This window comes from Acidovorax sp. M14, from assembly GCF_049331375.1.
GTDB lineage: Bacteria > Pseudomonadota > Gammaproteobacteria > Burkholderiales > Burkholderiaceae_C > Acidovorax.
Genome location: NZ_CP186263.1, coordinates 3,220,311 through 3,236,560, shown reverse-complemented (window position 1 = coordinate 3,236,560; position 16,250 = coordinate 3,220,311). Strand labels below are relative to the sequence as shown.

Annotated in this window: 14 protein-coding genes; 12 read left to right on the top strand and 2 right to left on the bottom strand. The window is 68.2% G+C overall.

Features of this window, described 5'->3' with window-relative positions; all coding sequences use genetic code 11:
• Positions 1-9 precede the first annotated feature (9 nt).
• The 9 genes from ACOYR4_RS15090 to ACOYR4_RS15050 are packed head-to-tail and all read left to right on the top strand — an operon-like array spanning position 10 to position 10,432.
• On the top strand, positions 10-477 hold the full coding sequence (locus ACOYR4_RS15090) for a hypothetical protein (protein WP_274112909.1): 468 nt from the start codon (positions 10-12) through the stop codon (positions 475-477).
• Positions 474-860, top strand: coding sequence for a DUF2149 domain-containing protein (locus ACOYR4_RS15085; protein ID WP_422847169.1), 387 nt, complete (start codon positions 474-476; stop codon positions 858-860). The genes ACOYR4_RS15090 and ACOYR4_RS15085 overlap by 4 nt, the downstream gene beginning before the upstream one ends.
• Positions 857-5,074 (top strand): cobaltochelatase subunit CobN, encoded by a 4,218-nt coding sequence (gene cobN / locus ACOYR4_RS15080; protein ID WP_422847168.1) that lies wholly within the window; start codon positions 857-859, stop codon positions 5,072-5,074. The genes ACOYR4_RS15085 and cobN overlap by 4 nt, the downstream gene beginning before the upstream one ends.
• 29 nt (positions 5,075-5,103) lie before the next feature.
• Positions 5,104-5,673, top strand: a complete 570-nt coding sequence (gene cobO, locus ACOYR4_RS15075; RefSeq protein WP_422847167.1) for a cob(I)yrinic acid a,c-diamide adenosyltransferase — start codon at positions 5,104-5,106, stop codon at positions 5,671-5,673.
• 39 nt (positions 5,674-5,712) lie between these two features.
• Complete coding sequence (gene cbiB, locus ACOYR4_RS15070; protein WP_422849672.1) at positions 5,713-6,690, top strand: adenosylcobinamide-phosphate synthase CbiB; 978 nt, start codon at positions 5,713-5,715, stop codon at positions 6,688-6,690.
• On the top strand, positions 6,687-7,772 hold the full coding sequence (locus tag ACOYR4_RS15065; protein ID WP_422847166.1) for an aminotransferase class I/II-fold pyridoxal phosphate-dependent enzyme: 1,086 nt from the start codon (positions 6,687-6,689) through the stop codon (positions 7,770-7,772). The genes cbiB and ACOYR4_RS15065 overlap by 4 nt, the downstream gene beginning before the upstream one ends.
• Positions 7,769-8,563, top strand: coding sequence for a HipA family kinase (locus tag ACOYR4_RS15060; protein ID WP_422847165.1), 795 nt, complete (start codon positions 7,769-7,771; stop codon positions 8,561-8,563). The genes ACOYR4_RS15065 and ACOYR4_RS15060 overlap by 4 nt, the downstream gene beginning before the upstream one ends.
• Positions 8,550-8,942 (top strand): DUF3037 domain-containing protein, encoded by a 393-nt coding sequence (locus ACOYR4_RS15055; RefSeq protein ID WP_422847164.1) that lies wholly within the window; start codon positions 8,550-8,552, stop codon positions 8,940-8,942. Before ACOYR4_RS15060 ends, ACOYR4_RS15055 begins: the two co-directional genes overlap by 14 nt.
• Positions 8,943-8,977: 35 nt before the next feature.
• Positions 8,978-10,432 carry a cobyric acid synthase gene (locus tag ACOYR4_RS15050; RefSeq protein WP_422849671.1) on the top strand — a complete coding sequence of 485 codons (1,455 nt, stop codon included), beginning with the start codon at positions 8,978-8,980 and terminating at the stop codon, positions 10,430-10,432.
• A 28-nt stretch (positions 10,433-10,460) separates the two neighbouring features.
• On the opposite strand, the gene ACOYR4_RS15045 is transcribed toward ACOYR4_RS15050, so the two are convergent.
• Positions 10,461-11,249: a class I SAM-dependent methyltransferase gene (locus tag ACOYR4_RS15045; protein WP_422847163.1), complete on the bottom strand. Its 789-nt coding sequence runs from the start codon at positions 11,247-11,249 to the stop codon at positions 10,461-10,463.
• On the opposite strand from ACOYR4_RS15045, the gene cobT reads away from it, so the two are divergent.
• Complete coding sequence (cobT, locus tag ACOYR4_RS15040) at positions 11,248-12,312, top strand: nicotinate-nucleotide--dimethylbenzimidazole phosphoribosyltransferase (RefSeq protein ID WP_422847162.1); 1,065 nt, start codon at positions 11,248-11,250, stop codon at positions 12,310-12,312. The two genes, ACOYR4_RS15045 and cobT, sit on opposite strands and share 2 nt — an antisense overlap.
• Positions 12,313-12,333: 21 nt before the next feature.
• Here cobT and ACOYR4_RS15035 read toward each other — a convergent pair whose 3' ends face one another.
• Entirely contained in the window at positions 12,334-13,467 is a 1,134-nt protein-coding gene (locus ACOYR4_RS15035; RefSeq protein WP_422847161.1) for a GGDEF domain-containing protein, read from the bottom strand.
• Positions 13,468-13,717: 250 nt separating this feature from the next.
• Here ACOYR4_RS15035 and ACOYR4_RS15030 point away from each other — a divergent pair, with 250 nt between their 5' ends.
• Positions 13,718-14,788 (top strand): ABC transporter ATP-binding protein, encoded by a 1,071-nt coding sequence (locus tag ACOYR4_RS15030; RefSeq protein WP_422847160.1) that lies wholly within the window; start codon positions 13,718-13,720, stop codon positions 14,786-14,788.
• A gap of 60 nt (positions 14,789-14,848) precedes the next feature.
• Positions 14,849-16,162 carry an ABC transporter substrate-binding protein gene (locus tag ACOYR4_RS15025; protein WP_422847159.1) on the top strand — a complete coding sequence of 438 codons (1,314 nt, stop codon included), beginning with the start codon at positions 14,849-14,851 and terminating at the stop codon, positions 16,160-16,162.
• Positions 16,163-16,250: the final 88 nt, after the last annotated feature.

Here is a 16,250-nt window from a genome sequence, read left to right as displayed (position 1 = left end):
AGTGGAAGCATGAACATCGAATCGGGTTTTTCGCAGGTCGCGCAGTCGTTGCTGTGGCCGGTGCTGGTGCTGGTGGGGCTGGCGTTTGTCTACGCGCTGTGGACGGGTGGCGCCACGCTCATGGAGGCCTGGCAACGCTGGCGCCAGCCGCAGTACCGCTCGCTGCGCGTGGCTCCGGGCCTGTCGATGGAAGAGCTGGAGCTGCAGTTGGTGCGCCAGGTCGAGCCCGTGCGCCTGCTCAGCCGCCTGTCGCCCATGCTGGGGCTGATCGCCACGATGATCCCACTCGGCCCCGCGCTGCAGAGCGTGGCGGCAGGCAACGGCCAGCAGGCGCTGGCCGTGTTCAGCGGCGCCTTTGCAGGCGTGGTGCTGGCGCTGGCCGCCGCGTCGGTGGGCCTGGTGGTGTACTCGGTGCGCCGCCGCTGGCTGTTGGCCGAGCTGCTGGTGGTGCGCAAGGAGCGTGGGGTGGCGCAATGAGCTTGAAGCACCTGAATGTGCTGGCCGAGGACGACGACGACCCGATGCTGTCGGCCGTGAACCTGGTGGACGTGTTCCTGGTGCTGGTGGTGGCGCTGCTCACCGCCGTGGCCGTGCAGAGCCAGACCAGCGCCCACGAGAGCGTCACCATCATCCGCAACGCGGGCCAGCCTGACATGGAAGTGGTCGTGCGCGAGCAGGGCAAGGAAGTGCGCTTCAAGGGCGCTGGCAGCGCAGCGCAAGGGCAGGGCGTGCGCGCGGGCGTGGCCTACAAGCTCGAAGACGGCAACATCGTCTACATCCCTGAAACGGGCGCTGCTCCTGCCGGCGCTTCGGCCGGTGGCGCGGGTGGCGCCGCCACGCCGGCACCCGCCAAGCCATGAAGACACTGATCTTGCGTGCGGCACTGTTGTGCCTGCTGCTGGCTGCGCCACTGGTGCATGCCGTCCAGGCTGATAAAGCCTTGGCAGCGGGCGGCGCTGAAAAAACGGCGCCGGTGTTGCTCTGGCTCACGTCCGACATCACCACCGCCCCACGCACGGCCATGGTGCAGCGCCTGGCCTCCGACGCGGGCCTGGGCTTTGTGCACATCGATTACCCGCTGGCCGGCCCGGCGGTACTGGACGCGGCCCAGGCCCAGAAGCTGGAGCGCGCACTGGCAGGCGCCGCCATGGTGTGGGTGGATGCGCCGCATGCCAGCGTGGAGGCGCGCTTGCGCCGCATGGTCGGCGCGCAGCTCGAGGCCCGCGCCGCACGCGCCCCGGGCCGCGTGGTCTGGGTGCCTGCGGGCACGCCTGCCGCCGACTTGACCGCGCTCGATGCGCCCGCCCGCATGGTGGCCTACCTGCAGGCCGGTGGCCCGCGCAACCTGAAGAGCGCCATTGCCCTGGCGCGTGCCACCGTGGCGGGTGTTGCGATGCCGACCTTGCCCGCGCCCGACGTCCTGCCCCCCCGGGGCATCTACCACCCCGACGCGCCCCGCCTGCTGCCCAACGCCGCCGCGCTGGAGGACTGGCGCCAGGGCCAGCCCGCGCTGCGCAGCCTGCCCGCCGTGGCCGTGCTGGTGCACCGCCACCACTTCATCGACGGCAGCACGGAGTGGCTCGATGCCTGGTTGCACACCTTCCGCCAGCAGGGCCTGTTCGCCTATGCGGCCTTTGGCCAGCAGGTCACGGCGCAGACGCTGGCCGAGGTGCTGGAGCTGCCCCCCGAAAACGGCACCGGCCCGGGCCGCCTGCATGCCTCTGCCTTGGTGCTGCACCAGCTCGTGCCCCAGGCCGCTGCGCTGCAGCCGCTGTTGGCCCGCTGGGGCGTGCCGCTGCTGGGCACCCAGCCCTACCGCGCGGGCGATGCCGCCGCGTGGGAGGCCAGCGACACGGGCCTGTCGCTGTCCGATGTGCCGTTCTACCTGGCCCAGCCCGAAGCGGCCGGTGCCATCGACCCGGTCCTGGTCGCAGCCCACGGCGCCGAGGGGCAGGACTTTCGCCTCATCGAGCGCCAGGCCCAGGCTGTGGCCGCGAAGGCGCGGCGGCTGATCGCACTGCAGACCAAACCCGCTGCCGACAAGCGCCTGGTGGCCATGGTCTACAACTACCCGCCGGGCGGCACCAACTTCGGTGCCTCGTTCCTCAACGTGCCGCGCAGCCTGGAGCAGGTCTCTGGCGGCCTGGCCCAGGCGGGCTACCGCACCGAGCGTGTGCCCGAGCAGGGCTGGATCGATGGGCTCAAGCCGCTGCTGGCCGCCTATTACCCCGGTGCTGATGTGCGCGCGCTGCTGCAAAACGGACAGGCCGCCGCGCTGCCGCTGGCGCGTTATGAGCAGCACCTGGCCACGCTGCCGAAGGCCGTGCGCGAGCGCATGAACGCGCACTGGGGCACGCCCGAAAAGAGCCGCTACGTGGTCGATTGGCAGGGCGAAAAGGTGTTCGCCATCCCGCGCCTGCAGGTGGGCCAGCTCTCGGTATTGCCCCAACCCCCGCGCGAGGAAACACTGCGCCTGGGCCAGAACCCGTTCATGCACAAGAGCAAGGCGCCGCTGTCGCACCATTACCTGGCGGTGTACCTGTGGGCGGAGCTGGAGGCCGATGCGTTGATCCACTTTGGCACGCATGGCACGCAGGAATGGGCCGGTGGCAAGGCGCGTGCGCTGGATGTGCACGACGACGCGCTGCTGCCGCTCGGTGACCTGCCCGTGGTCTATCCCTACATCGTGGACAACCTGGGCGAGGCCCTCACGGCCAAGCGCCGGGGCCGCGCCGTGCTGGTGAGCCACCGCACGCCCGTGTTCGCCCCGGCAGGCTTCGAGGCGCGCATGGCCCACATGCACGAGGTGATGCACGAATGGGAAACCGTGGACGAAGGCCCCACGCGCCGCGCGCTCGAAAAGCAGCTGGTGGCGCAGTTTGTAGAACACCAGCTGCACCGCGACCTGGGCTGGAGCGCCGACCGCATCGCGGCCGACTTCCACGGTTTTCTTGAAATCCTGCACCCCTACCTGGACCAGCTCGCGCAAAGCTCGCAGCCCAAGGGCCTGGCCGTGTTCGGCCGCGTGCCCGCGCCCGAGCAGCGGCGCGAGACCATCCTGCAGGCGCTGCGCAAGCCACTGATCGAGGCGCTGGGCGAGGACATCGATGAAGCCTTCCTCATCAAGCACGACGCGGTGTTGGCCGCACGCCCCGCGCGCTGGCTGGAAGTGGCGCTGACCGACGCGCAGGTCGCCAGCGTGCTGGACCTGCGCCCCGTGCTGCCTGACGCGCCGCCCGCACAGGACGGCTTGGTGCGCGCCGAAGACCATGTGCCCAACCGCGCCGCGCGCCAACCCATCGACACGCCCGCGTTGCTGCAGCTTGCCCAACGCGCACAAGAGCTGGAGCGCCTGCTGGCCACGGAAGGCGAGCTGCCCGGCCTGCTGGCTGCGCTGGAAGGGCGCTACCTGCCTGCAGCCTACGGCGGCGACCCCATCCGCAACCCCGACAGCCTGCCCACAGGCCGCAACCTCACGGGGCTGGACCCGAGCCGCCTGCCCACACGCCAGGCCTATGCCGTGGCGCAGACGCTGTTCAACGACTGGTTCAAGGACTACCAGGCGCGCCATGGCGGCCAGGCGCCAGAGCGTATGGCGCTGTCGCTCTGGGCGGGTGAAACGCTGCGCCACCAGGGCATCATGGAAGCGCAGGCGCTCGTGGCGCTGGGCATGCGCCCAGTGTGGGACGACTCGGGCCGCCCGGTGCGGGTCGAGACCATTCCCGCCGATGAGCTCAAACGCCCGCGCGTCGATGTGCTCATGAGCATCACCGGCTCCTACCGCGACCAGTTTCCCGCGCTGATGGCGCTGCTGGACCGTGCGGTGGCCCAGGCCGCCACGGCCGAGCCCGGCAACGTGATCGCTCGCAACACCGCGCAGATCGGCCAAGAGCTGCGCAAGCAAGGCGTGCCCCGCGCGCAGGCCGAGCAACTGGCGCGCGTGCGCTCGTTCGGCAATGCGGTGGGCGACTATGGCACCGGTCTGTCGGACGCGGTGCAAAGCGACGGCCTGCAAACCAACGATGCGCGTCTGGGCCAGATGTTCCTCGAACGCATGAGCCAGCCCTACCTGGAGGGCGAGCCGGTGACGGGCGTGGCGGGCGGCACGGCGGCGAAGGCATTGGGGGCGCACCTGCGTCGCACCGATGCGGCCATTCTGTCGCGCAGCTCGCACCTGTATGCCATGGTCAGCTCGGACGACCCCTTCCAGTACTTGGGCGGCCTGTCGGCCGCAGCCCGCGTGGCCGGGCGAGCGCAGGGGCTGGAGCTGCATGTGGCCCAGCTGCAGGATGCAGGCGAGCCCACGACCGAGACCGCGCAGCGCGCGATTGCGCTGGAGATGCAGTCGCGCTACCTGCACCCGGGCTGGCTCCAGGCGCAGAAGGCCGAGGGCTATTCGGGCACGCTGCAGGTGCTCAAGGCCGTGCAGTTCGCCTGGGGCTGGCAGGCCGTGGCGCCCGACACGGTGCGCAGCGACCATTGGCAGAGCTTCTATGACGTGCTGGTGCGCGACAAGCACCAGCTGGGCCTGCCCGAGTGGCTCAAGGAACACCCGCAGGCCTACGCACAGTCGCTGGAGCGCCTGGTGCAGGCCCAGCGCCAGGGCTACTGGCAGGCCGATGCGGACACGCAAAAACAACTGGCGCAGATGTACCAGGAGCTGACGCGTGCCGCGCCGCTGGCGGCCGAGCTGCCCAGCGTGCGCCGCTGGGTGGAGCGAGCGGCTCGTGGTGAGTCCGTAGACCTGACCCCGCCTGCAGGCATGGCCATTGCCGCGCCGCAGTCGCCAGCCCTGGCAGCGCCACAGCCTGCGCCCCCCGCCGCTGACCTGCCCGCGCCGCCCGCCCAGGCAGAAGCGCTACCTTCCGCGCCCGCCGTGCCTACCATGGGCGTGTTGCTGGAGCGGCAGCCGGAGCCAACCCCTTCTGACAGCGCCACCGAGCCCAGCCCCGTGGAGCGCATGGCGGGCATCGTGGCCCTGCTGGTCATGGCCCTGGTGATGCTAGCGGGCGCCGCGTGGCAGGCGCGCCGTCCGTCCTCGCTGTCTTCCCCTTTGCAACCGGCCGGCGTGTGATGCCTGGCCTCTCTGAAAGAATCGACACCATGCAGATCGAAACCCCGCCCACCGAAAAACGCTACGAAAAGCCCGAAGGCGAACGCCGGGGCCTCATCATCGTCAACACCGGCGACGGCAAGGGCAAAAGCACAGCCGCCTTTGGCCTGGCGCTGCGCGCCCATGGCCGGGGTAAGGCCGTGAAGATTTTCCAGTTCATGAAGGTGCCCACCGCGCGCTTTGGCGAGCACCGCATGTTCGAGCAGATCGGCCTGCCCATCGAGGGCCTGGGCGACGGCTTCAGCTGGAAGAGCAAGGACCTGGAGCACTCGGCACAGCTTGCGCGCGACGGCTGGGAAAAGGCGCGCGCCGCCATCCTGTCGGGCGAGCATTTTCTGGTGGTGCTGGACGAGATCACCTACCCGCTGATCTACGGCTGGCTGCCGCTCGATGGCGTGCTGCAGACCCTGCGCGAGCGGCCCCGAGACGTGCACGTGTGCCTCACCGGCCGCCGCTGCCCGCCCGAGATCATCGAACTGGCCGATACCGTGACCGAGATGCAGATGGTCAAGCACGCGTTCAAGGCAGGCATTCCTGCGCAGCGCGGCATTGAAGACTAGGGCCCGGCCCTCGTGTCCACCCCCTGGCTTTTCCTGCTGATGCCCACCTGGGCCTGGCCCGCTGCGGCCGTGAGCCTGGGCGTGCCGTTGCTGGCGCTGGCCATCGACTGGTGGCTGGGTGAGCCGCCAGCGCGCTGGCATCCGGTGGTGTGGATGGGCTCGGCCTTGCACCGGGGGGGCGAGTGGGTGGCCCCGCTACAGCCTGTGGCACGGGACTTTCGGCGTTTTTGGCTGGGGGCGCTAGTGTGGATTGCCCTGGCTGCTATTGTTTTGATAGTTTCCTGGTGGCTGCAGCATGCAGCCTTGATGCTGCTGGCTTGGCTGGCCGTGGTGATGCTGGCGTTTTTGCTCAAGCCCTTGCTGGCCTGGCGCATGCTGCACGACGAGGTGCTGGCGGTGGAGCTGGCGCTGGGCCAGTCGCTACCCGCAGGGCGCGCGCAACTCGCGCGCTTGGTGAGCCGGGACGTGAGCGCACTCACCGCCGTGCAGGTGCGCGAGTCGGCCATCGAGTCGCTGGCCGAGAACCTCAACGACTCGGTGGTGGCGCCGCTGTTCTGGTTTGCGCTGCTGGGCCTGCCCGGCGCTGCGCTGTACCGCTTTGCAAATACGGCCGATGCCATGTGGGGCTACCCCGGCATGCGCAGCGGGCGCTACTGGCAATGGGCGGGCAAGTGGGCGGCGCGGGCGGACGATGTGCTGTCGTGGGTGCCGGCCCGCATCACCGCCTTGTTGCTGGCGGTGGTCGCCAGGGGACTGCCGTTCGCTGCACTGGCCCGCCAGGCGCGCAAGACGCCATCGCCCAACAGCGGCTGGCCCATGGCGGCCATGGCACTGGCGTTGAACGTGCGCCTGGCCAAGCCCGGGGTGTACACGCTGCACAGCAAGGGCCGCCGGGCGGGGCCGCTCGATACGCGGCGCGCTGCACGCCTGGGCACGCAGGTGGTGCTGGCCATGGTGCCCGTGGTGGCGGGCCTGCAGTTGCTGGTGCTGGTGGTGTTTGCTTGGGCGCATGCATGAGCTCGCCGCGTCGTTTCTCTGCGCCCACGCCGTTGCACGGCGGCCCGGACGCCGCGGGCGTTCCGGTGTTTGATTTCTCGACCAACAGCAACGCCTGCGGGCCATGCCCCGAGGCGCTGCACGCCGTGCAGGCGGCCGACGCCACGCGCTACCCCGACCCGGCCTACACGGCCCTGCGCGAGGCCCTCGGCGCCTTCCATGGCGTGGTGCCGGGGCGCATCGTGCTGGCCGCGAGTGCCAGCGAGTTCATCCACCGCATCACCGCGCTGGCCGCACAGCAGGGCGCGGTGCAGGTAGCTGTGCCGCCACACAGCTATGGCGACTACGCCCAGGCCGCGCAGGTGCGCGGGCTGGAGGTGCTGCGGGGCGGCGGCGTCGCAGCGGGCCTGCAATGGGCGTGCGAGCCCTCCAGCCCTCTGGGTGTGGAAGATCCCTCGTTGCGCGGTTGGCGACAAAGCGATGCCGACGTTGCCTGGCGTGTGCTCGACTGCGCGTATGTCCCGCTGCGGCTCGGCGCGGAGGGCGCATGGGCTGGCGCGCCGTCGCCGCTCATGCCCTCGGCCTGCTGGCAACTCTGGACCCCCAACAAGGCCCTGGGGCTGACGGGTGTACGTGCCGCCTATGCGATTGCGCCGCCAGACTGTGAAGAGCAGGCGCTGAGGCTGACGGCCCTGGCGTCTTCCTGGCCTGTGGGCGCCCACGGCGTGGCACTGCTGCAGGCGTGGACGCAGGCCGCCGTGCAGCAATGGCTGGTGCACAGCCTGCGCACTCTGGGCGATTGGAAGGCGCGCCAGCAGATGCTGTGCACCGATCTGGGCTGGGCTGTGCACGCAGGCAGCCTGGCCAACTATTTCTGCGCGCAGCCCGCTACCCACACGTTGCAGAGCGATCTGGCTGCGCTGCGCGCCAGTGGCATCAAGTTGCGCGACGCCACATCCTTCGGCCTGCCTGGCACCGTGCGCCTGGGTGTGTTGGCGCCCGCCGCACAAGATGCGCTGCGGGCCGCATGGCAGGCCATCTTGGGCAATTCGGGTCGTACCATCCCGGGCTGCGTTTCAACCGGTTCAGGGGAGACCTTGTGAGAACCATCACCGTCAACCGTTACGTCACGCCGCTGCGTGAAGGTGGCTCCATGCCCGCCATCGTCGAAGGCGACGACCTGGGCACCTACGTGCTCAAGTTTCGCGGCGCCGGGCAGGGCGTGCGTGCGCTGCTGGCCGAGATGATCGCGGGCGGCATCGCCCGTGCGCTGGGCCTGCCCGTGCCCGAGATCGTGCTGGCCCAGCTCGACCCTGCCCTGGCGCAGACCGAGCCCGACCCCGAGATCCAGGACCTGGTGCGCGCCAGCGGTGGCCTGAACGTGGGGCTGGATTATCTGTCGGGTGCGCTCAACTTTGACCCGGCGGTGGATGTGGTGTCGGACGATTTCGCCTCCCGCCTCGTGTGGTTCGACGCGCTGGTGGGCAATGTGGACCGCACCGCGCGCAACACCAATCTGCTCATGTGGCACCGCCAGCCCTGGCTCATTGACCACGGCGCGGCGCTGACCTTTCACCATGCGTGGAACGGCACGGCGGTGCAGCCTGCGAAACCCTTTGCGCCGATTGCCGACCATGTGCTGCTGGCCCGGGCCACGCTGCTCGCGCAGGTGGATGCCGAGCTGGCCGCGCAGCTCACGCCTGAGGTGGTGGCCAGCATTTTGGCCGAGGTGCCCGACGAGTTCTTGTTGCTGGCCGGTGCCGACCACGAAGAAGGCCTGCTGACCGCCGCCGCCACCCACCGCCAGGCCTATGTGGACTACTTCTGCGCCCGCCTGGCCGGGCGCGCCACCTGGGTAAGTGCGTTGAAGGAGGCCGTCGATGCACGCGCCTGAGGTGTATGACTACGCCATAGTGCGCGTGGTGCCGCGCGTGGAGCGCGAAGAGTTCATCAACGCGGGCGTGATCCTGTCGTGTCAGCGCACCGGTTTTTTGCAGGCCGCCATTGCTCTCGACGAAGCGCGGCTGCTGGCCTTGGACCCGCACGCCGACATCGACACCGTGCGCCGCCACCTGTCCGCCATCGTGGCCATCTGCGCGGGTGACGAAGGCTGTGGCCCCATCGCCCGCCTGCCATATCGCCAGCGCTTTCACTGGCTCACCGCCAAGCGCAGCGCCATCATCCAGACCTCTCCCGTGCACACCGGCCGCTGCACCGATGCGGCCGCAGCACTTGAACACATCATGGACCGCATGGTCCGCCCCTTGCCTTGACTGAAAACTCTGCTCCCCAATTGGCCCGCTGCGTAATGGTGCTGGGCACCACCAGCGGCGCGGGCAAAAGCTGGCTCACCACCGCACTGTGCCGCTACTACAGCAACCAGGGCCTGAAGGTCGCGCCTTTCAAGGCGCAGAACATGAGCAACAACGCGCGCGTGGTGCCGGGCCCTGCGGGTGTGATGGGCGAAATCGGCAGCGCACAGTATTTCCAGGCCCTCGCGGCCCGCGCCGAGCCTGAGGTGCGCATGAACCCGCTGCTGCTCAAGCCCGAGGCCGACACGCACAGCCAGGTCGTGCTGATGGGGCAGGTGAGTGCCGAGCTCACGGCCATGCCCTGGCGCGGCCGCAGCGAAAAGGTGTGGCCGCAGATCGCTGCAGCGCTGGATGCACTGCGCGCCGAAAACGATGTGGTCGTGATCGAGGGCGCAGGCTCGCCCGCCGAAATCAACCTGCACGCCAGCGACATCGTCAACATGCGCGTGGCCCGCCATGCCGATGCGCGCTGCCTGCTGGTGACGGACATCGACCGGGGCGGCGCGTTTGCCCACCTCTACGGCACCTGGGCGCTGCTGCCCGAGGAGGAACGCGCGCTCATCCACGGCTTTGTGCTCAACAAGTTTCGCGGCGATGCCAGCCTGCTGGCCCCCGCGCCGCAAATGCTGCAAGAGCTGACCGGTGTGCCCACCGTGGCCACCATCCCCATGCAGTGGCGCCACGGGCTGCCCGAAGAAGACGGCGTGTTTGACGACCGCACCTTGTCCGCAGGCGCCGTACACACCACCGTGGCCGTGGTGGCCTACCCGCGCATCAGCAACCTGGACGAGTTCCAGCCGCTCAAGAACGTGCCCGGCGTGCGCCTGCTCTGGGCGCGCAGCCCGGCCGACCTGGCGGGCCTCAAGCCCAGCGACTGGGTGGTGCTGCCGGGCTCCAAGTCCACCGCTGCCGACCTGGCCTGGCTGCGCGCGCAAGGGCTGGACCAGGCCATTGCCCATCACGCGGGGCAGGGCGGCACGGTGCTGGGCGTGTGTGGCGGCCTGCAGATGCTGGGCGAGGCGTTGATCGACACCGCAGGCATCGACGGCAATGCGCCGGGCCTGGGCCTGCTGCCGCTGGTCACCACCTTTGAGGTTGCCAAGACTGTGCAACGCACCCAGGCGCAGTTTGGTGCAGTGTTGGGGGCCTGGACTGCGCTGGCGGGTGTGTCCGCCACGGGCTACGAAATCCACCACGGCCAGACGGCCCAGCACCCGGCCATGGCCGCCAAGGGCGATGTGGCGCGCGAGGTCATCCCCGGCATCGCATGGCAGAACCCGGCGGGCAATGTGCTGGGCGTGTACCTGCACGGCCTGTTCGAGGACGCTGCGGTGCTGCACGCGCTGTTTGGCGCGCAGGTGCCCACGCTGGACAGCGTGTTTGACGGCCTTGCAGGCTTCCTGGGCAGCAGCTTCACACCGGGCGTGCTGGATGCGCTGGTGGCGCGGTAGGGACCCGGCCACCGTGCGTCTCAACGCCTCACAGTCGTTCGCAATGGCAGGCGAGGGTGGTGTACGGAAAGCGCACGGTGTCTTGCCCGCGCAGTGCGGGGTGCCGCTCTATCAAGGCCTCGATCTGCGCGCGCACTGCGGCGCGCTCGGCGTCGGGCAGGGCTGCAATGAAGCTGATCGACATGAAGCGGTCCACGATGACCTGCTGGGGTGGCCCCACATGCTCGTGGGTCAGCCGAGTCTCGACCAATGGGCTGAAGCCGGGGTGCGGAAAGGGCTTGCGCCAGTCGCCCTTGTAGAAGCGCGGGGCATCGCCCTCGTAGGGCGTGATGATGGAGGTGAGCTCGGCCACCCAGTCCACCGACTCATCGCGAACGTTCCATACCAAGCCGAGCTTGCCGCCCGGGCGCAGCACGCGGTGGAATTCGTCCAGGGCGTCGCGGGTGGCAAACCAGTGGAAGGCCTGCGCACAGACCACGGCATCCAGCGTGGCTGCCGACAGCGGAATGGCCTGAGCCGTGCCCGCCATGGCGCGCACCGTGGGCAGTTGCAGTGCATCGATCTTGGCGCGCATGGCGTCCACGGGCTCCACCCCCACCACCGTGGCCCCGGTGGTCGCAAGCAGTGCGGTGAACTTGCCAGTACCCGCACCCACATCGGCCACCTCGCGGCCGGGGCCCAAGCCCAAGGCCTGTGCCAGCCAGGCCGACAGCGCCGCCGGGTAGTCCGGCCTGCCGCGCGCATAGGCCTGCGCCTCTTTTTCAAAACCTTGCTGTGCCGCTTTGTGCACGTCGTTCTTTGTGTTTTCCATCACCATGACCTTACCTTTCGTACTTCCATCCGTTGCTGACTTGCATGATGCCGCGTTGGCCAACCGCCTGCAGCACGTAATTGACCACAAGACCAAGCCCCTGGGCTCGCTGGGCCTGCTGGAACGCCTGGCGCTGCGCCTGGGTGTGATCCTGGGCACCGAATCCCCTGTGCTGCACGCCCCCCAGATGCTGGTGTGCGCGGGCGACCATGGCCTGGCCGCGCGGGGGGTGTCGGCCTTCCCCAGCGATGTGACCTGGCAGATGGTTGAGAACTTTCTGGCGGGTGGCGCGGCAGTGAGCGTGCTGGCCCGCCAGCATGGCCTGGGCCTCACGGTGGTGGACTGCGGCGTGGCCAAGCCCATTGCTGCGCGCGATGCAGCGCCCGGCCAGCCCCGCTTGTTGCTGCGCAAGGTGGCACCGGGTACGCAAGACGCCTCTGTCGGTCCGGCCATGAGCGCCGAGCAATGTGCCCAGGCGCTGGCCAACGGGGTGGAGGTGGTGCGTGGGCTGCCGGGCAACGCCTTGCTGCTGGGCGAGATGGGCATTGCCAACACCTCGGTGGCATCGCTGCTGCTGGCGCGCCTGGCGGGGTTGCCGCTGGCCGAGGTGACGGGCGCGGGCACCGGGCTGGATGCTGCAGGCATCGAACGCAAGCGTGCGGTGCTGCAGCAGGCGCTGGACGCCAATGCGGGCGCCACCAGTCCGTTGGATGCTCTGGCCGCCTTGGGCGGCTACGAGGTGGCCACGCTGGTGGGCGCTGTGCTGCAGGCAGCGGCCGAGCGGCGCGTGATTGTGGTGGACGGCTTCATCACCAGCGCAGCCGTGCTGGTGGCCAGCCGCATCGCGCCGCAGGTGCTGCAGCGCTGTGTGTTTGCCCATCGCTCGGGCGAACGGGGCCATAGCCTGATGCTGGCGCAGATGCAGGCCGAGCCTCTGCTGGACCTGGGCTTGCGCTTGGGCGAGGGCTCGGGCGCGGCGCTGGCCTGGCCCCTGCTGCAGTCGGCCTGTGCCGTGCTGCGCGAGATGGCAAGTTTTGAATCGGCCGGTGTGGCCACGCAGACGGCCTGAGTCGCCGTACTGGAAGAGGTTTCAGCCCACCACAGTGCGGTTGCGGCCTTCTTCTTTGGCGCGGTACAGCGCGGCGTCGGCGCGGGAGAGCATGGCGTCCAGGGTTTCTTGTGGTCCGGTCCAGCTGGTCAGCCCGATGCTCACCTCGCAGTCCAGCGGGTGGCCCGTGGCCAGCGTGGCGTGGATGCGCTGGGCCACGCCCAGGGCGGCCTGGGCGTCGGCTCCCGGCAGCAGCACCATAAATTCCTCACCCCCATAGCGGCCCAGGCGGTCGGCGCGGCGCAGCACCTGGCGGGTGCACTCGGCAAAGTGCACCAGCACGGCATCGCCATGCTGGTGGCCGCGTGTGTCATTCACCGCCTTGAAGTTGTCCAGGTCCACCATCATGATGGACGGCCCGTTGCCGTAGCGCTGCGCGCGCTCCAGCTCGTCCTCGCAGCGCTGCAGCAAGGCTCGGCGGTTGAGGGTCTGGGTCAGCGAATCGTAGGTGGCCAGGTGTTCCAGCTCGGTGCGCAGGCGGTCGGTGGCCATCAGCACCGCGCCAATGGACAGCATGAGCACGGTGAGCGCATAGGCGCCGATGTATAGGGTCTGGAACAGCGATGGCTCCATCAGGTCGTTGCCTGCGTGCCCAGCCAGTATCGAAACCAGCCTGACGCCCAGCACCAGCATGTGCAGGCCCAGCATCACCTCAACCAGCCGTACCGGGAAGTTGCGCCCGCCGTGGCGCAGCATGAAGCGCAGTTGCGCGGCGTACAACACGCCCATCACCACGGTGAAAAACCCCACCCGCACCGCATAGTTGGGCCACCCGTAGGTCAGCCAGGCAAACACGACCGTTGTGCCCGCCATCACCCAGTTCCAGGTGCGCCAGGTGGCGGGCTGGCCCATGAACTGTCGCGTGCCCATGTAGTAGGTGACCGAGCCCAGCACCAGCAGCTGGTTGGCCAGCACCAGGCCCAGCCAGTCAGGGATGGCGCCGCGCGCGCCAAACAGCACGGTGGACAGCAGCCATAGCAGCGGCGCCGCCGCCCAGCCCCCCACACCGCGAATGCTGGGCGGGTAGTGCCGCCGCATGAACAGCAGCACCATGGCCATGACTGCAGACATGAAGCCCGCCAAGGCGATCATGGAGCGCGGGTCGAGGTTCGTCATGCGGCAGGCAGGAGAAGGGGGGATGAGTGCGCTGACGTAAGAAATTGTTTCAGATGCGAAGCCAGTATAGCCACGCACTTGGAAGGCCCAGCTCTGTTTCGGTGCATGGTTTGCCCGGGGTGGGGCAGGGGCCAGCACGGCTGTGAATCGGTATGGGGCAGCAATCTGCGCCGTGTTGGTGCATTTTGTATGCAAAGTGCATAAAACATTGTGTACAAAGTTGGCATGGGCTTTGCGTAGGGCATACCCCATGCATAGCACCCACCCAGCGCCTACCCCCGCCGCCATCGAAATCATCGCGCTCACCAAGCGCTATGCCAGCGGCAAGCCTGCCGTGGATGCCATCAACCTGCGCATTGCCAGCGGCAGCTATTGCTGCTTGCTGGGGCCCTCGGGCTGCGGCAAGAGCACCACCTTGCGCATGATTGCGGGGCACGAGTCGGTGACCAGCGGCGACATCCTGCTGGAGAACCGCAACATCACCGACCTGCCCGCCGCCGCGCGCGGCACGGCCATGATGTTCCAGAGCTTTGCGCTGTTCCCGCACCTCTCGGCGCTCGATAACGTGGCCTTCAGTCTCAAGATGAAAGGCGTGGCCAAGGCCGAGCGCCAGGCCAAGGCGCGCGACCTGCTGGAGCGCGTGGCCCTGGGCCATCTGGCCGAACGCAAACCGGCAGAACTCTCAGGCGGGCAGCAGCAGCGCGTGGCGCTGACACGGGCTCTCATCACGCAGCCGCGCGTGCTGCTGCTGGATGAGCCACTGTCCGCCCTCGACCCCTTCCTGCGCATCCAGATGCGTGCCGAACTGCGCCGCTGGCAAAAGGAGCTGGGCCTGACCTTTATCCATGTGACCCACAGCCAGGAAGAGGCCATGGCCCTGGCAGACACCATGGTGGTGATGAACCACGGCGTGATCGAGCAGGTGGGCAGCCCGCACGAGGTCTATAACCGGCCCGCCAGCGAATTCGTGGCGCGCTTCATGGGTGGCCACAACGTGATTGACACGCCCGAAGGCAAGGTGGGAGTGCGCACCGACCACCTGCAGATCGCCCCCGCACAGGCCGAGCTGCCTTGGGGCGCCCAGCGCATGCTGGCCGTGGTGACCGATGTGGAGTACCAGGGCACCTACGTGCTGGTGGGCCTGCAAAAGCAGGGCGTGGCCTTGTCGGCCAACGCCACGGCGGCCTATTCGGTCATGGTGTCAGAAGCCCTCTTTGCCGCGCAGCCCTACCGAGTGGGGCAGGGCGTGCAATTGCACTGGACGCCCGACCAGGCGCACCCGTTGTTCGCTCCCACTCCCGCAATGGCTTTGGCTGCCTGACCGCGTTGCCACGCCTCCTCTTTTTCACCCGTCCCCTTCCGCAACCCAAGGAGTTTTCCCATGTCCGATGCTTCCCGTGCTGATTCCCCTGCTGTTGTCTCCGATGCCGCTGGCGTTGTCCGTGAAGCCACTGGTGTGGCTCGCCGCTCGCTGCTCAAGGGCACGGCGGGCATCTTGGCCGCTGGCATGTTCCCGGCCGTGCATGCACAGGAAAAGATCGTGCTGCGCTACCTGGGCACGGCGGTGAACCAGGACAAGGCGATTGCCGAAAAATTTAAGGCCGACACCGGCATCGAGATCCAGTACGTAGCCGTGACCACGGACGACGTGACCAAGCGCGCCGTCACGGCGCCCAACAGCTTTGACCTGATCGACACCGAATACTTCTCGCTCAAGAAGATCGTTCCCACGGGCAACCTCAAGGGCATTGACACCAAGCGCATCAAGAACGCCGACAAGATCACCACGCTGTTCACCACCGGCATGGTGGCAGGCAAGGCCGTGGGCGACCAGGGCACCGCGCCCAAGAAGGTGATCTACCTGGAAGGCGAAAAGTCCAAGAAGTTTGCGACCGCGCCTACGCAGTTCATGAGCCTCATCCCTACCGTGTACAACGCCGACACGCTGGGCATCCGCCCCGATCTGATCAAGCGCCCCATCAACTCCTGGGCCGAGCTGCTGAACGCCGAATTCAAGGGCAAGGCCGCCATCCTGAACATTCCCTCCATTGGCATCATGGACGCCGCCATGGTGGTCGAGGCCATGGGCATCTACAAGTACCCCGACAAGGGCAACATGACCAAGAAGGAGATTGATCTCACGATCAAGACCCTGATCGAAGCCAAGAAGCAGGGCCAGTTCCGCGCACTGTGGAAGGACTTCAATGAGTCGGTGAACCTGATGGCATCGGGCGAAGTGGTGATCCAGTCGATGTGGAGCCCTGCCGTCACCGCCGTGCGTACCAAAGGCATCGCCTGCAACTTCCAGCCGCTCAAAGAAGGCTACCGTGCCTGGGCTGCGGGCTTTGGCCTGCCCACCACGCTGAGCGGCCGCAAGCTCGATGGCGCCTACGAGTTCATCAACTGGTTCTTGGACGGCTGGGCCGGCGCCTACCTGAACCGCCAGGGCTACTACAGCGCCGTGCTGGAAACCGCCAAGGCCAAGATGGAAGCCTACGAGTGGGCCTACTGGATGGAAGGCAAGCCCGCTACGCAAGACATCAAGAGCCCGAACGGCGACGTGCTGGCCAAGGCTGGTGCGGTGCGCGACGGCGGCAGCTATGAGTCGCGCATGGGCGGCATTGCCTGCTGGAACGCGATCATGGATGAGAACAACTACATGGTGCAGAAGTGGAACGAGTTTGTCGCGGCATAAGGTAGGCACCCCCTGAGGCGTTGAGCGCCCTCACCCCTCTCTCGAACCGCTGCGCGGTTCGGGAGGGGGACGCCCCCCGGTGCGGCGG

What these genes read in the sequence shown, in the direction of transcription:
- ACOYR4_RS15090 (WP_274112909.1), top strand. Translation starts at nt 10, where the DNA reads ATGAACATCGAATCGGGTTTTTCGCAGGTCGCGCAGTCGTTGCTGTGG.
- ACOYR4_RS15085 (WP_422847169.1), top strand. Translation starts at nt 474, where the DNA reads ATGAGCTTGAAGCACCTGAATGTGCTGGCCGAGGACGACGACGACCCG.
- cobN (WP_422847168.1), top strand. Translation starts at nt 857, where the DNA reads ATGAAGACACTGATCTTGCGTGCGGCACTGTTGTGCCTGCTGCTGGCT.
- cobO (WP_422847167.1), top strand. Translation starts at nt 5,104, where the DNA reads ATGCAGATCGAAACCCCGCCCACCGAAAAACGCTACGAAAAGCCCGAA.
- cbiB (WP_422849672.1), top strand. Translation starts at nt 5,713, where the DNA reads ATGCCCACCTGGGCCTGGCCCGCTGCGGCCGTGAGCCTGGGCGTGCCG.
- ACOYR4_RS15065 (WP_422847166.1), top strand. Translation starts at nt 6,687, where the DNA reads ATGAGCTCGCCGCGTCGTTTCTCTGCGCCCACGCCGTTGCACGGCGGC.
- ACOYR4_RS15055 (WP_422847164.1), top strand. Translation starts at nt 8,550, where the DNA reads ATGCACGCGCCTGAGGTGTATGACTACGCCATAGTGCGCGTGGTGCCG.
- ACOYR4_RS15050 (WP_422849671.1), top strand. Translation starts at nt 8,978, where the DNA reads ATGGTGCTGGGCACCACCAGCGGCGCGGGCAAAAGCTGGCTCACCACC.
- cobT (WP_422847162.1), top strand. Translation starts at nt 11,248, where the DNA reads ATGACCTTACCTTTCGTACTTCCATCCGTTGCTGACTTGCATGATGCC.
- ACOYR4_RS15045 (WP_422847163.1), bottom strand. Translation starts at nt 11,249, where the DNA reads ATGGTGATGGAAAACACAAAGAACGACGTGCACAAAGCGGCACAGCAA.
- ACOYR4_RS15035 (WP_422847161.1), bottom strand. Translation starts at nt 13,467, where the DNA reads ATGACGAACCTCGACCCGCGCTCCATGATCGCCTTGGCGGGCTTCATG.
- ACOYR4_RS15030 (WP_422847160.1), top strand. Translation starts at nt 13,718, where the DNA reads ATGCATAGCACCCACCCAGCGCCTACCCCCGCCGCCATCGAAATCATC.
- ACOYR4_RS15025 (WP_422847159.1), top strand. Translation starts at nt 14,849, where the DNA reads ATGTCCGATGCTTCCCGTGCTGATTCCCCTGCTGTTGTCTCCGATGCC.